At 56.6% G+C, this 15094-nt stretch carries 14 protein-coding genes; 8 read left to right on the top strand and 6 right to left on the bottom strand.

Annotated elements, in window-relative coordinates; genetic code table 11:
• Positions 1–3 precede the first annotated feature (3 nt).
• The 3 genes from radC to dnaK form a co-directional block, all read right to left on the bottom strand.
• Entirely contained in the window at positions 4–759 is a 756-nt protein-coding gene (radC, locus tag ACR0CZ_RS19180) for a RadC family protein (protein ID WP_170399305.1), read from the bottom strand.
• A 159-nt stretch (positions 760–918) separates the two neighbouring features.
• Entirely contained in the window at positions 919–2070 is a 1152-nt protein-coding gene (gene dnaJ / locus ACR0CZ_RS19175) for a molecular chaperone DnaJ (RefSeq protein WP_170399308.1), read from the bottom strand.
• Between the two features lie 74 nt (positions 2071–2144).
• The gene (gene dnaK, locus ACR0CZ_RS19170) at positions 2145–4052 is read right to left on the bottom strand and encodes a molecular chaperone DnaK (protein ID WP_170399312.1); all 1908 of its coding nucleotides are present in this window, start codon (positions 4050–4052) and stop codon (positions 2145–2147) included.
• 214 nt (positions 4053–4266) lie between these two features.
• On the opposite strand from dnaK, the gene ACR0CZ_RS19165 reads away from it, so the two are divergent.
• Positions 4267–4869, top strand: a complete 603-nt coding sequence (locus ACR0CZ_RS19165; RefSeq protein ID WP_170399314.1) for an alpha-ketoglutarate-dependent dioxygenase AlkB — start codon at positions 4267–4269, stop codon at positions 4867–4869.
• On the opposite strand, the gene ACR0CZ_RS19160 is transcribed toward ACR0CZ_RS19165, so the two are convergent.
• Positions 4866–5687, bottom strand: a complete 822-nt coding sequence (locus tag ACR0CZ_RS19160) for an ABC-2 transporter permease (protein ID WP_170399317.1) — start codon at positions 5685–5687, stop codon at positions 4866–4868. The genes ACR0CZ_RS19165 and ACR0CZ_RS19160 overlap by 4 nt on opposite strands.
• A gap of 122 nt (positions 5688–5809) precedes the next feature.
• On the opposite strand from ACR0CZ_RS19160, the gene cysQ reads away from it, so the two are divergent.
• The 7 genes from cysQ to ACR0CZ_RS19125 all read left to right on the top strand — a co-directional run bounded on the left by cysQ (position 5810) and on the right by ACR0CZ_RS19125 (position 13700).
• Entirely contained in the window at positions 5810–6607 is a 798-nt protein-coding gene (gene cysQ, locus ACR0CZ_RS19155) for a 3'(2'),5'-bisphosphate nucleotidase CysQ (RefSeq protein ID WP_170399504.1), read from the top strand.
• Entirely contained in the window at positions 6607–7407 is an 801-nt protein-coding gene (locus ACR0CZ_RS19150) for a 3-deoxy-manno-octulosonate cytidylyltransferase family protein (protein ID WP_170399320.1), read from the top strand. The genes cysQ and ACR0CZ_RS19150 overlap by 1 nt, the downstream gene beginning before the upstream one ends.
• Positions 7404–8387, top strand: a complete 984-nt coding sequence (gene galE, locus ACR0CZ_RS19145) for a UDP-glucose 4-epimerase GalE (protein ID WP_170466715.1) — start codon at positions 7404–7406, stop codon at positions 8385–8387. Before ACR0CZ_RS19150 ends, galE begins: the two co-directional genes overlap by 4 nt.
• Entirely contained in the window at positions 8384–9430 is a 1047-nt protein-coding gene (locus ACR0CZ_RS19140) for a glycosyltransferase family 2 protein (protein ID WP_480537237.1), read from the top strand. Before galE ends, ACR0CZ_RS19140 begins: the two co-directional genes overlap by 4 nt.
• A gap of 146 nt (positions 9431–9576) precedes the next feature.
• Positions 9577–10563: a glycosyltransferase family 2 protein gene (locus ACR0CZ_RS19135; protein ID WP_170399507.1), complete on the top strand. Its 987-nt coding sequence runs from the start codon at positions 9577–9579 to the stop codon at positions 10561–10563.
• Positions 10560–12260 (top strand): DUF5927 domain-containing protein, encoded by a 1701-nt coding sequence (locus ACR0CZ_RS19130; RefSeq protein WP_170399329.1) that lies wholly within the window; start codon positions 10560–10562, stop codon positions 12258–12260. The genes ACR0CZ_RS19135 and ACR0CZ_RS19130 overlap by 4 nt, the downstream gene beginning before the upstream one ends.
• A 6-nt stretch (positions 12261–12266) precedes the next feature.
• Entirely contained in the window at positions 12267–13700 is a 1434-nt protein-coding gene (locus tag ACR0CZ_RS19125; RefSeq protein ID WP_170466718.1) for a sulfotransferase family protein, read from the top strand.
• 7 nt (positions 13701–13707) lie between these two features.
• Here ACR0CZ_RS19125 and ACR0CZ_RS19120 read toward each other — a convergent pair whose 3' ends face one another.
• Both ACR0CZ_RS19120 and ACR0CZ_RS19115 read right to left on the bottom strand, forming a co-directional pair.
• On the bottom strand, positions 13708–14226 hold the full coding sequence (locus ACR0CZ_RS19120; protein WP_170399336.1) for a L,D-transpeptidase family protein: 519 nt from the start codon (positions 14224–14226) through the stop codon (positions 13708–13710).
• A 62-nt stretch (positions 14227–14288) separates the two neighbouring features.
• Complete coding sequence (locus tag ACR0CZ_RS19115; RefSeq protein WP_170466720.1) at positions 14289–15074, bottom strand: ion transporter; 786 nt, start codon at positions 15072–15074, stop codon at positions 14289–14291.
• Between the last annotated feature and the right edge of the window lie 20 nt (positions 15075–15094).

Raw genomic sequence — 15094 nt, 5'->3', positions numbered from 1 at the left:
CCCTTACAAATAGCCTTGCGAGCGGAAACTCAGTTCAGCCGATTTCCCGATGATCAGGTGATCATGCAAAGTCAGCCCAAGGGCGGAACACGCATCCTGAATCCGGTTGGTCATATCGATATCCGACTGCGACGGCGTCGGATCACCGGATGGATGATTGTGGACCAGGATCAGAGCCGAGGCATTGAGTTCCAACGCCCGCTTCGCAACCTCTCGCGGATAGACCGGCACATGATCCACCGTGCCTTTGGCCTGCTCTTCATCCGCAATCAGCACATTCTTGCGATCTAGATAAAACACACGAAACTGCTCGATCTCGCGGTGCGCCATCGTGGTGTGACAATAGTCCAGAAGCGCATCCCATCCCGAGATCACATGCCGTTGCATCACCCGGGCACGCGCCATGCGATGGGCACAGGCCTCAAGGATTTTCAGATCGGTAATCACCGTGTCCCCAACGCCTTTGATCTGACGCAGCCGTTCCTCGGGTGCAGTCAACACACGATTGAAATCACCAAACTCTTCCATCAGTGCCCGAGCCAGCGGTTTCACATCCTGACGCGGGATGGATCGGAACAGAGCAAGTTCCAGCAGTTCATAATCCGGCATCGCTGCTGATCCGCCAGACATGAACCTTTCGCGCAGCCGCTTGCGATGGTCTTTGATGTAGGAGGGTAACCGACCAACGGGCAGCGGCTGCGCCGGTGCTTCATCCGTATCGAACAGCATGGGGGCTTCGGCAAAGGCGTCTTGGGTCATAACACCACTCTGACGCAGAATCGGTTTCCGAAAAGTTAACGCGCCTTATCCCTGCCCGCCGGATCGGCAACACACGGATCCCCTGCTTCATCTGGCCATAAATATCTCGGGGGGGTCGCCCAAAGGGCGATGGGGGGCAGAGCCCCCCTGCTTAACCGTTTAACCCTTCATGCCATCCCAGAAGGACTTTACAGAAGAGAAAAAGCTTTTAGATTCCGGATGGTTATCCTCACCCAAATCGTCAAACTCACGCAGAAGTTCTTTCTGACGACTGGTCAGATTGACCGGAGTTTCCACGGCAAGTTCGATGAACATATCCCCGATGCCTCCGCCACGCAGGGCGGGCATGCCTTTGCTACGCAGGCGCATCTGGCGACCCGACTGGCTGCCGGCAGGAATCTGTACACGACCGCGACCACCGTCGATGGTCGGCACCTCGATCGAACCGCCAAGTGCTGCCTTGGCCATGCTGACTGGCACACGGCAATAGAGGTTCACGCTGTCACGTTCGAACAGCTTGTGCTCGGAAACTTCGACAAAAATATAGAGGTCACCCGGAGGACCACCACGCATTCCGGCCTCACCCTCACCGGCCAGACGAATCCGGGTGCCGGTCTCGACACCGGCAGGGATGTTCACGGACAATGCGCGATCTTTTTCAACGCGCCCCGCACCTTGGCACGACTTACAAGGATTCTTAATGATCTGACCCAAACCAGAGCAGGTCGGGCAGGTGCGCTCAACCGTGAAAAAACCCTGTTGCGCGCGAACCTTGCCCATGCCGGAACAAGTCGGACATGCAGTAGGTTCAACCCCACCTTCGGCACCAGTTCCCTCGCAAGAGGAACAGGCCACAGCCGTAGGAACGTTTATGGTTTTCTGTAGGCCTGCATAAGCCTCTTCCAGCGTGACCCGCAGGTTATAGCGCAGGTCTGAACCGCGTGCGGCGCGACGGCCCCCGCCTGCCCCACGCTGGCCACCCATGAAGTCGCCGAACAGATCGTCGAACACGTCAGAGAACGCGCTGGAGAAATCGCCCTGACCGAAGCCGCCACCGGGACGGCCGCCGCCGCCACCCATGCCGTTTTCAAACGCAGCGTGACCAAAGCGGTCATAAGCGGCTTTCTTGTCAGCATCACGCAGAACATCGTAAGCCTCGTTGGCCTCTTTGAACTGCGCTTCGGCATCGGGGTTGTCCTTGTTGCGATCGGGATGCAGCTGTTTGGCTTTCGAGCGAAAGCCTTTCTTGATCTCATCCGCAGAAGCGCCCTTGGACACGCCGAGCACTTCGTAATAGTCGCGTTTGGACATCAGTATTTCCTTCTGCCTCAACGTAATCGGGCCGGCCCGGCAACCGGACCGGCCCAAATTGGCCCGGTTACCCGTTAGTTACGCTTGTCGTCGTCCAGATCTTCGAACTCGGCGTCGACAATGTCATCGTCACCCGGCGCGGCATCTGCGGCTGCGGGCTCATCTTCGCCCTCTTCCGCCTGTGCCTTATAGATCGCCTCACCCAGTTTCATGGCCGCTTCGGTCACGTTCTGGATGCCCGACTTGATCTTGTCGGCATTGTCCGTTTCCAGCTCATCCTTGAGCGCAGCAACGGCCAGCTCGATCGCTTCTACGGTCGACGGGTCGACCTTGTCGCCATGTTCCTCGATCGATTTCTCGGTCGCGTGGACAAGGCTTTCGGCCTGGTTCTTGGCTTCGACCAGCTCTTTGCGGGCCTTGTCTGCCTCGGCGTTTTCCTCGGCATCCTTGACCATCTTGTCGATATCTTCGTCCGACAGACCGCCCGAGGCCTGAATGGTGATCTTCTGCTCTTTGCCAGTGCCTTTGTCCTTGGCCGAAACCGAGACAATGCCGTTGGCGTCGATGTCAAAAGTCACCTCGATCTGAGGCATGCCGCGCGGTGCGGGCGGGATCTCTTCCAGATTGAACTGACCCAGGATCTTGTTGTCCGCAGCCATTTCGCGCTCACCCTGGAAACAGCGGATGGTCACGGCGTTCTGGTTGTCCTCGGCGGTCGAGAAGACCTGAGACTTCTTGGTCGGGATCGTGGTGTTGCGGTCGATCAGGCGGGTGAACACGCCACCCAACGTTTCGATGCCCAGCGACAGCGGGGTCACGTCCAGCAGAACCACGTCTTTGACGTCGCCCTGCAGAACACCGGCCTGAATGGCGGCACCCATAGCAACAACTTCGTCCGGGTTCACACCCTTGTGCGGCTCCTTACCGAAGAACTTGGTGACCTCTTCGATCACTTTCGGCATCCGGGTCATACCACCAACCAGAACAACCTCATCCACGTCGCCAGCCGACAGGCCTGCGTCTTTCAGGGCAGCCTGGCAAGGCTTCATCGACTTCTTGATCAGGTCGCCAACCAGCGATTCCAGCTTGGCACGGGTCAGTTTCATGACCATGTGCAGCGGTTGACCGTTCGAGCCCATCGAGATGAACGGCTGGTTGATTTCGGTCTGCGAGGTCGAGGACAGCTCGATCTTGGCTTTTTCAGCAGCTTCTTTCAGACGCTGCAGGGCCATCTTGTCGGCAGACAGATCGACACCGTGTTCCTTTTTGAACTCATCCGCCAGGTAGTTGACGATGCGCATGTCAAAGTCTTCACCACCCAGGAAGGTGTCACCGTTGGTCGACTTCACCTCGAACAGGCCGTCGTCGATTTCCAGAATGGTTACGTCGAAAGTACCACCACCAAGGTCATAAACCGCGATGGTTTGGGTTTCTTCTTTGTCCAGACCATAGGCCAGTGCGGCAGCTGTCGGTTCGTTGATGATCCGCAGCACTTCCAGACCGGCGATTTTACCGGCGTCTTTGGTGGCCTGACGCTGTGCGTCGTTGAAGTATGCCGGAACGGTGATAACCGCCTGCGTGACTTCCTCACCCAGATAGCTTTCTGCGGTTTCCTTCATCTTGCCCAGAGTGAAGGCCGAGATCTGGCTTGGGGAGTACTTTTCACCACGGGCTTCAACCCACGCGTCGCCATTGCCGCCATCAACGATGGCGTAGGGCACCATTTTCTTGTCTTTTTCGACTTCTGCATCATCCACACGACGACCGATCAGACGCTTGACGCCAAAGATCGTGTTGTCGGGGTTGGTGACCGCCTGACGTTTTGCAGGCTGACCGACCAGACGCTCATCTTCTGTAAAAGCGACGATCGAGGGCGTGGTCCGCGCCCCTTCAGCGTTTTCGATGACCTTCGGCTGCGAGCCGTCCATGATGGCCACACACGAGTTGGTGGTACCGAGGTCAATCCCGATTACTTTTCCCATATTTTCAATCCCTTTCCATTCAAGGCGATGTCCCGAGGGTTGGACCCGTTGCGGCATCCTGCCCCCCGATTGATGTGCGCGACAGCACTACACCATCGCGCGTCGAGGCGTATATAAGGGCGAGAACAGGGGCCTGCAAGCGTTCAGAAACGCAGGTTTTCGGGAATCTGTGGCCTTTTTTGGCAAGGTTTTGGCAAGGTTTGGGGATTCTGGAATGGCGCGGCTGCTATTGCGCGGATTTGATATTCGGAAAGGCTATTTGGATGCGGCGGCGCAGTCGCATCTAGTTGACCTGCTTAGGCCGATACTGAAAGTGGCACCGCTTTATCGGCCCGTGACACCTTCGGGCAAGGAAATGTCAGTGCGCATGACCTCGGCCGGGGTGCTGGGATGGGTCACTGACCGGGCGGGCTATCGGTATCAGGACACGCACCCAAAGGGCATGACATGGCCCGCGATTCCAGATGAGATTTTGACCATCTGGCAGGACCTGACCGGCGCGGATCGCCGGCCCGATTGCTGTCTGATCAACTATTACGGTGAAGGCACCAAGATGGGCCTGCATCAGGACAAGGATGAGGCCGATTTCTCGTGGCCCGTCCTGTCGATTTCATTGGGCGATGACGCGCTGTTCCGAATCGGCAACACCACACGCGGCGGCAAGACTGAATCGATCTGGCTGGGCTCGGGCGACGTGGTGGTCATGGGTGGCCCGGCACGGCTGACCTATCACGGGGTGGATCGCATCCGGTTCGGATCATCCAAACTGCTGCCGAAGGGCGGGAGGATCAACCTGACGCTGCGAGTTGCGACCTAACGGCGGGCGTCCCAGCTTTTTGAAACCTGCTTGCGCGTGTAGAATTCGGCGAGCAAGCCGATCATAGTCAGCACGATGCCGATCCACAGCGCATACTCCCAGCTGGAATTGCGCGGAAAGTAATTGCGGAACACAAAGCCCCGACATTGATCAATGACATGAAACAATGGGTTCCAGGCGAACATGGTCAGCATGAATCCACCCAGTGCGTTGCCGACGACCATCTTGCCGGAAAACACCATATTCATGCGACGATAGACATTGGTCAGGATGGCAACCGTATTGGGAAACCACGGCTTGAGTGACAAGAACACAAGGCCCACCGAACACCCCGTGAACCAAGCCAGCGCGAGCATGGCAAAGGCGCCCCCAGGTTCCTGAATTTCAAGCGGTGAAACCGTAACGCTGTAGACAAACAGGATCACCAGGATCGAGGCGAGCTGCGTATAAAACGTGCCAAGAGCAGCAGCAGATAACATCACCATCATGGTCATGGGCGAATGCAGCGTCATGGGATTGTTGCCATCCCCGACGCCCGCTATAGCGCCGACCGACTTGATATGTGTCAGGAACAGAAACACGCCGGACAACAGGAACAGGATGAACTCTCCCCGTATCTTGGCAATCCGGGTGCCCATCAGCGAGAGGATAAAGTAGAACGCGGATGCGACAATAACGACTTGCAGAATATTGATCAGGATCGCTATGACCGCGTTTGAATGCTGCGAGCGGATATTGCGGACCACCGCATGGAAAATAAGCTCGGCGGTGGTGAAAACCCCGCCCAGCAACGACTGATTTCGCTTGTAGTGAAACACTCGAATACTCTTTCCTGCTGTGTCAGCCGCAAATTGGCACGAAATTCTTGCTGTTCCGTATCCATCGCATCATAAGTCCGTGAGATGCCTTGATCAACAAACCACAGGAACGGAGCTTTTTTGTGACTTATGACGCGCTTATTCCCGTCATCCGGCGGCTGGCCTTGCAGGCAGGCGACAAGATCATGCAGATCTATGAAGCGGATGATTTCGACGTCAAGGTCAAGTCAGACTCAAGCCCGGTAACCGAGGCGGACGAGGCGGCGGATGCTTTGATCTCGGCCGGATTGCGCGAGGCTTTTCCAGATATCCTGCTGGTGACCGAGGAACAGGCAGCTTCGCATTCCGAAAAGGGCGAGACCTTTCTGATTGTTGATCCACTGGACGGCACCAAGGAATTCATAAATCGGCGCGGCGATTTTACCGTAAATATCGCTTTGGTCGAAAACGGCGTACCGACGCGTGGCGTGGTCTACGCCCCTGCACGGGGCCGGATGTTCTATACGCAAGCTGACGGGCAATCGGTTGAAGAAATCGGGGATCTGGACAAAGATCAGCCGGGCGCGTTGACGCCAATGTCAGTCTCTAAACCAAACAATTCTGCGCTGATGATCGTTGCATCCAAGTCGCATCGGGATCAGGCGACCGAGGACTACATCAACAAATATCAGGTGCGCGACAGCAAAAGTGCCGGGTCGTCGCTGAAGTTCTGTCTGGTGGCGACGGGAGAGGCCGACCTCTACCCCCGTGTTGGCCGCACCATGGAGTGGGACACCGCTGCGGGCCACGCGGTTCTGGCCGGTGCGGGCGGACATGTGGTGCGCTTTGACGACCATTCGCCGCTGACCTATGGCAAAGACGGCTATGCCAATCCATTTTTCATCGCCTATGCTCCGGGCGTTGAGCTGAAGGAAGCCTGATGTCAGTATTGATTGTCATTCCCGCGCGCTACGCTTCGACCCGCTATCCAGGCAAACCTCTGGTTCCGCTGACCGGGGCAAACGGAACCAGCATGACTCTGATCGAACGATCCTGGCGCGCTGCGATTTCCGTGTCAGGCGTAGATCGCGTGGTTGTGGCAACCGACGATGACCGTATCCGCGAAGTCTCAGAGGAATTTGGTGCCGAGGTGGTGATGACTTCAGACACCTGCCGCAACGGTACCGAACGCTGCGCCGAGGCGCACTCGGCTCTGGGTGGCGGTTATGACATCGTCGTCAACCTGCAAGGGGATGCGCCTTTGACCCCGCATTGGTTTGTTGAAGACCTGATCTCGGGTCTGCGCAACGCGCCAGATGCGGGTGTGGCCACCCCCGTGCTGCGCTGTGGCGGGGACGCACTGAACGGATTACTGAACGATCGCAAGCAAGGCCGGGTCGGGGGCACTACAGCGGTGTTCGGCAATGACCACAGCGCGCTTTACTTCTCGAAAGAAGTGATCCCTTTCACTGCCGAGACCTATGCCAGCAGTGACCCGACACCGGTATTCCACCATGTCGGAGTTTATGCCTATCGGCCGGACGCTCTGACTGCTTATCCGGGCTGGACCAGCGGTCCGCTGGAGACACTGGAAGGGTTGGAACAGCTGCGCTTCATGGAAAACGGCCGCAAGGTTCTGTGTGTCGAAGTTGAAGCCAAAGGTCGTCAGTTCTGGGAGCTGAACAACCCGCAGGACGTGGCCAAGATCGAAGAAATGATGGCCGCTATGGGGCTTGAATGACAAATATTCTGGTTACAGGTGGCGCAGGTTATATCGGCTCTCATGCCTGCAAGGCACTGGCAAGGGCGGGGTATACGCCCGTAACCTATGACAATCTTGTCACCGGATGGCAGGACGCGGTGAAATTCGGCCCTTTCGAGCAGGGCGACCTGCTGGACCGCGCCCGGCTGGACGAAGTGTTCGCCAAATACCAACCCGCCGCCGTGATACATTTCGCCGCCCTCAGTCAGGTCGGCGAAGCGATGGTTGAGCCCGGAAAATATTGGTCGAACAATGTCACCGGTTCGCTGACACTGATACAGGCGGCTGTGGATGCGGGATGTTTGAACTTTGTGTTCTCGTCGACCTGCGCCACCTATGGCGAACATGACAACGTTGTGCTGGACGAGAGCACTCAGCAGCAGCCATTGAATGCCTATGGTGCCTCGAAACGAGCGATCGAGGACATCTTACGTGATTTTCAAGCCGCATATGGCCTGAAGCACGTGATCTTCCGCTATTTCAACGTGGCCGGGGCCGACCCGGATGCCGAAGTTGGAGAGTTCCACCAACCAGAAACCCATCTGGTGCCGCTGATGCTAGACGCCATCGACGGCAAGCGGAGTGGCTTGACTGTATTCGGCACCGATTACGATACACCCGACGGCACCTGCATCCGCGATTATGTACATGTTTGTGATCTGGTCGATGCACATGTTCTGGGGTTGAAATGGCTTGAGCAAGGCAAAGAAAGCCGCGTGTTCAATCTGGGCACCGGGTCGGGGTTTTCGGTGATGGAAGTCATCGAGCATTCCAAGGCCGTCACCAACCGCGCGGTACCCTACAGCATCGGCCCGCGCCGGGCCGGGGATTGTACGCTTCTAGTTTCAGGCTCGGTCCGAGCCAAGGAAGAGCTGGGCTGGACACCAAAAAGATCAACGTTAGAGACGATGATCACGGATGCCTGGCGTTGGCATCAGAATGGCAGCTATACCAAGTGAACCTTGAGGATCAGCCGCTTACCTGGGTGCAGCGCTACAAGCTGCGCCTGAAACGCAAGCGGCTGTTGTGGCGATCTTTTCGCAGCCGCCATCAACTGAAGTCGTTGACTGACAACACGCAAAAGATCACACCCGGCGCCATTCTGGCCTTTACCACGCTGCGGAATGAGATCAGCCGTCTGCCGTGGTTCTTTCACCATTATCGCACGCTGGGCGTTGATCATTTTCTGATGGTGGATAATGGCAGCGATGACGGCTCGGTCCCGTATTTGCTTAAACAGCCGGATGTGTCGCTGTGGCGGACTACGGCAAGCTATCGCGCGTCTCGGTTCGGGTTGGATTGGCTGACTTGGCTGCAGTGGAAATTTGGGCACGACCACTGGACGTTGATGGTCGACGCCGATGAGTTGCTGATCTACGCCCATCACAACACCCATACGCTGCGCGATTTGACCGCATGGCTGGACGCGCGCGGTCAAACCACGTTTGGGGCGATGATGCTGGATCTCTATCCCAAAGGTCGGCTGGGCAAGCAAAGTTATGATCCGCATTCCGATCCAACCGATTGCCTGAACTGGTTTGACCCCGGCCCCAATCGTGCCCAGCGCCAAAGGCCGATGGGCAACCTTTGGGTTCAGGGAGGCGTACGCGAGCGGGTGTTTTTTGCAGATCAGCCCCAAAAATCACCGACCCTGAACAAAATCCCTCTGACCCGGTGGTCACGGCATATGGCCTATGTGAATTCGTGCCATTCCGCGCTGCCCCGGTTCCTGAATTTTGAATATGACGGTCCGGGTGGGCAGACCGCCTCGGGCGTGTTGCTCCACACGAAATTCCTGCCCGAGGTTGTCGACAAATCGCGGATCGAAAAACAGAGGCGGCAACATTTTCACGACCCCGATCGGTTCGGCGCCTATTATGACGGGATCATCAGCGGGCCTGATCTTTGGACTTCTGACTCGGTCAAACTAGGTGATTGGCAACAGTTACAAGACCTTGGGCTCATGAACGCGGGCGGATTTCCTGCCACAGGGGGGAAGTAAACCGGATTTAAACCCGTTGCCTCACAAGGTGCAGAGATGTCATAAAACGTTAATGTCCGGCACCACTCAGGCCTCAGGCGGCCCCGGGCAGACGCGCGTATCAAAAAAGGTTGGGCAGCCGCGTGAGCCTTTTGGATTCCTATCGCATGAGATTGCGGCGCAAGCGCCGCCTGCTGCGTTGCCTACGTCGGCGTCGGGATCTGAAAGCGGTGCAAGATAACACCAACAAGATCAAAGAAAACGACATCTTGTTGATGAGCGTGATGCGGAACGAAAAGATCCGCCTTCCCTATTTCTTAGACTACTATCGAAAGCTTGGCATCAATCACTTCCTGTGCGTGGACAACAACAGCGATGACGGCACCCACGAATACCTGAGCAGCCAGCCGGACGTTTCGCTGTGGTGGACGGATGTAGGTTACAAGAATGCGACCTTTGGTCTGGATTGGTCCAACTACCTGCTGCGCCGCTATGCGCATAAGCACTGGGTTCTGACGGTCGATCCGGATGAATTCTTTATCTATCCTTTTTGCGATACCCGCCCGATCCGCGCCCTGACCGATTGGCTGGACGATACTGGTGTGCGCAGTTTCGGCACCATGCTGATCGACATGTATCCCGAAACCGGAATCATGGATGCGCCCTATCATGAGGGCCAGAACCCCTTTGAAGTCGCGCCTTGGTTCGATTCAGGCAACTTCATGATTACCCGCAACCCGACCTATGGGAATCTGTGGATTCAAGGCGGTGCACGCGCACGGGTTTTCTTTCAGGACAATCCCCTGAAGGCTCCGGCCCTGAACAAGATACCTCTTGTGAAATGGCACCGGCGCTACGCCTATGTCAGCTCAACCCACGCCTTGCTGCCGCGCGGGCTCAATCAGGTCTATGAAGAGCAGGGCGGTGAAAAAACCAGCGGAGCGCTGCTGCATGCAAAGCTGATCAATACGCTTGGGGAAAAAGCTAAAGAAGAGTTGCTGCGCGGACAGCACTATGCTGCGTCGGGCGAGTACAAGGCTTATGCCAAGCAGTTAGAGGATAATCCGGTTTTCTGGAACAAATGGTCCGAGAAATACATCAACTGGCGACAGATTGAGATCCTCGGCCTGATGTCCAAGGGGAACTGGGCATGAGCAGCTTGGGCATCGTAATGCTGGTGCACACTGCGCTGGATCGGGTTGAGCAGGTGGCACGCCATTGGGCCGCCTCGGGCTGTCCTGTGGTCATTCATGTAGATCAGAAAGTCGGCGATCCGGCTTATTCCGATTTTGTCGCCGCTTGTTCGGATGAACCGCTGATCCTGTTTTCAAAACGCCATGTCTGTGAATGGGGCGGCTGGGGTATTGTCGCCGCATCACAATCCGCCGCATCGCTGATGTTGGAGAGGTTTCCAGATGTCCGGCATGTGTATCTGTCTTCAGGCGCGTGTCTGCCGCTGCGTCCGGTCGCTGATCTGATCGACTATCTGGCCGACCGGCCCCGTGTCGATTTCATCGAAAGCGCCACCACGCGCGACGTGAGCTGGACGATCGGCGGCCTGGACCTGGAGCGTTTCACCCTGCGGTTCCCCTTCTCATGGCGCAGGCAACGAAAACTGTTTGACAATTACGTGCGATTGCAACGCGCCCTCGGTCTGCGCCGCAGAATTCCAGACGGTCTGGTGCCCCATATGGGCAGCCAGTGGTGGTGTCTGACCCGCCAAACCTTGTCGGCCATTCTTCAGGATCCTAAGCGCGCCGAATATGATCGCTATTTCCGCCAGGTCTGGATTCCCGATGAAAGCTATTTTCAGACACTGGCACGGCTCTATTCCACCCATATCGAAAGCCGATCGCTGACTCTGTCGAAGTTCGACTATCAAGGTCGGCCGCACATGTTCTACGACGATCACCTACAATTGCTGCGCCGGTCCGACTGTTTCGTGGCGCGCAAAGTCTGGCACAGCGCGAACCGGTTGTATCAGACCTTCCTGACCGACCACGAAGGTGCACTGACCCCGGCCGAGCCCAACCCCGGCAAGATCGACCGGGTGTTTTCCAAAGCGGTCGAGCGGCGCGTTCGCGGTCGTGATGGTCTTTATATGCAAAGCCGCTTCCCTCGCGCGGCTACGGAGCGCAGCCTGACAGCCTTTCCCTATTCGGTGTTTCAAGGCTTTACCGAGTTGTTCGAGGATTTCGAACCTTGGCTGACAAACGCCATCGGCGGGCGGGTGCATGGGCACCTGTTCGGTCCCGAACGGGCGCAATTTGCCGAAGATGAGACGATCATCAACGGTGCGCTCAGCGATTGCGCCACGCTACGCGACTATAACCCCTCGGCCTTTCTGTCGAACCTCATCTGGAATACACGAGGCGAGCGTCAGTGCTTTCAATTCGGGCCAACGGATATTCAGAAAATCAATGAATTCCTGACGCAAGACCAGAATGCACATATTGCGGTCATCTCGGGGGCCTGGGCGGTTCCATTGTTCCGTTCGAACCTGAATTTTGCCGATATCCGGTGCGAAGCTGCCCGCCTACAACAGATCGAAAGCAAACAGCTCAAGCTGCTGGATGCCGCCCGCGCAAAGACGCGCATTCGAATATGGACGATGGCAGAGTTTGTGGAATCCCCCATGGAACAACTGCAGACCGTTCTGGAAGACATGGGCGCGCCCAAACCCACCCATCTGACTGAGGCACCGACGATGGTGGATCTGACCGGGTTCGGAAAGTTCCTGCAAAACCTCAAGAACCAAGGGATGCATCCCTATCTGATGGGGGATTTCCCTGTGAATGACGTGTTTGGCGCACAGTCCAAATCGTTCAAGAAGCCCTATTTGGTGCAGTAACCTAAAATGACCCGCCGCTTCGATTATTTCATCGTTCTGGCCGATATGCGCACCGGTTCGAACCTGCTTGAATTACAGCTGAACACGCTGGATGGCGTCACGTGTCACGGAGAAGCGTTTAACCCCTATTTCGTCGGCCTGCCAAAACTGGACAGCGTTCTAGGCTTTACCCTGGAAGATCGTGAACGCGACCCGATGGCGCTGATCGACGCCATCCGAAACGCGCCGGGCGAGATGAACGGCTTTCGCTTTTTCAGCGACCACGATGCGCGGGCGCTGCCACCGGCGCTGGATGATCCGCGCTGCGCCAAAATCATTCTGATGCGCAACCCTCTGGATAGCTACATATCGTGGAAAATCGCCTTGGAAACAAAGCAGTGGCGGTTAGTGAACATCAAGCAACGGCGGGAGGCTCAGATCACCTTCGATGCCGAAGAATTCGCCGAACAGCTCGACCAGCGGCAAGCATTTCAACAAACAGTGCTCAAACATCTGCAGACCACCGGGCAAACACCGTTCTATATCGACTATGACGATCTAACAGATTTGGACGTTCTGAACGGCCTTGCCGCGTGGCTTGGCGTCAGCGCACGTCTTAAGGAGCTGAACCAGCATCTCAAACGTCAAAACCCAGCGCCTGCCCTGTCGAAAGTGACCAATCCGGATGATATGGAGCTGGCCCTGTCGCAACGTGACCGCTTCAAGCTACACCATATCCCAAGTTACGAGCCGCACCGCGGGCCGGCTGTTTCGCGCTATGTGGGTGCTGCGCAAACTTCGCTGATGTACCTTCCGGTGCGCGGCGGCCCCGAGGCTGAAGTGGTGCAGTGGATTGCCGATCTGGACGGGGTGTCACAAGCCGACCTGATCACCGGCCGCAATCAAAAACAGACCCGTCAATGGATGCAGGATCATCCCGGTCACCTCAAATTTACGGTGCTGCGCCATCCGCTGGCGCGCGCGCACGCTGTGTTCTGCGACCGTATTCTGCACACAGGCCCCGGCGCATATGTCAGCATTCGCAATATGCTGAGCCGACGGTACAAGGTCCCGCTGCCTGCCAAGGGTGATCTCAGCAATTATACCCGCGATCAGCATTCCGAGGCGTTCGCGGCCTTTTTGGGCATGCTGCGCAGTATTCTGGCGGGTCAAACCCCGATCCGTGTGGATGGGGAATGGTGCGGACAGGCGCAGACGCTGGAAGGCATGGCCGGTTTCACCATGCCCGACCTGATCCTGCGCGAGGATGAGATGGAAACCGCCTTGCCCGACCTTGCCTACAAAGTTGGGCATACAGCCCCGCCAACCCCAAACAGGGCCAAGCCGGACGCGCCGTTTGCACTTGATCAGATTTACGACGCACAGCTTGAAGCGCTGGCGAAGGAAGCATACCAGCGCGACTATACAATATTTGGATTTGGTGACTGGAAACCGCTTTGAACCTTGCTTAGGGGCGCAGGGTAATCACGGTTCCTTCATTCACCATGGCGTAGATCTCTTCGATCTCATCATTCTTGACCGCAATACAACCTGCCGTCCAATCCGGGGTCTTCTTCGCCCGCTTGAACTCGGATCGCAGATTGGGTTGTCCGTGAATGAAGATGTCGCCGCCCGGATCAACACCTGCGGCCTTGGCTTTAGCCAAGTCTTCCGAATTGGGATACGATATACCCAACGATAGATGATACCTGCTGCGCGGATTGCGACGGTCGATCAGATAGGTACCCTCGGGCGTACGGCCATCGCCTTTTTTGTTTTTCGTGCCGGTGGGCGCAAATCCTAGATCGATATCATACTCCCGCAAAATCTGCTCGTTATGGAGCAAATACAGCTTGCGTGCACCTTTGTTGATGACCATCGAGGTCACCTCGGGCCCGCGATAAGAAAGAAATCTGGGTTTGGCTGAGGCACACGCTGAAAGGCTCAGCGTTGCCATTGCGCCCATTCCGAATGCTCGACGATCCATTATTTTCACTGCCTGATGCTCTTTTTTGTCAATTATTATGTCAGATTTTCGCGAAACTTAAATCACTTTTTGCTGTTCGACTGTTCCGTCAGTCGGCGTTCAATCGATTCCAGCCTTTCAAGAACCTCATCACGATATGCATCGGTCTTGACCTCATCCTCGGCATGGTGGGCATCCTGCATCGAGTTCACGATGAGACCGACCAGCAAGTTCACCACCGCAAAGGTGGTCACCATGATGAAGGGAACAAAGAAAAGCCAAGCGTAGGGATACACCTCCATCACAGGGCGGACGATGCCCATGGACCAGCTTTCCAGCGTCATGATCTGGAACAGCGTATAGGCCGACAGACCCAGATCACCGAACCAATCGGGGAACGTGCTCGAGAAAAGCTTGGTTGAGATCACAGCGCCGATGTAAAACAGGATCGCCATCAGCAGGAACACGCTGGCCATGCCCGGCAGGGCTGAGATGAAGCCTTCGACCACTCGGCGCAGGCGCGGCGCGACCGAGATAACGCGCAGGACCCGGAGGATACGCATTGCCCGCAGAACCGAAAGCGCCCCTGCACTGGGAACTAGGGCGACGCCCACGATCACGAAATCAAACACATTCCAGCCGCTGGTGAAGAACCGGCGCCCTGTGGCGATCAGTTTCATGACGATTTCGATGACGAATATGGTAAGGCACAGCTTGTCCAACGTCACGATCAGTGGACCCGCTGCGTCCATCAGCGTGGGCGATGTCTCCATCCCCAGCAGTACCGCGTTGAACAGGATCACACCGGTGATGAATTTCCCGAAAGCCGGTGCTTCGATGATGGGCAGCAGTCGTTGGGCGATCACCATGCGGGCGGTCCTTATCTCAG

The sequence above is a fragment of the Ruegeria sp. H9 genome (assembly GCF_056532915.1).
The sequence above is the reverse complement of the archived record's forward strand: the minus strand, read 5'-3'. Positions and strand labels throughout refer to the sequence as shown.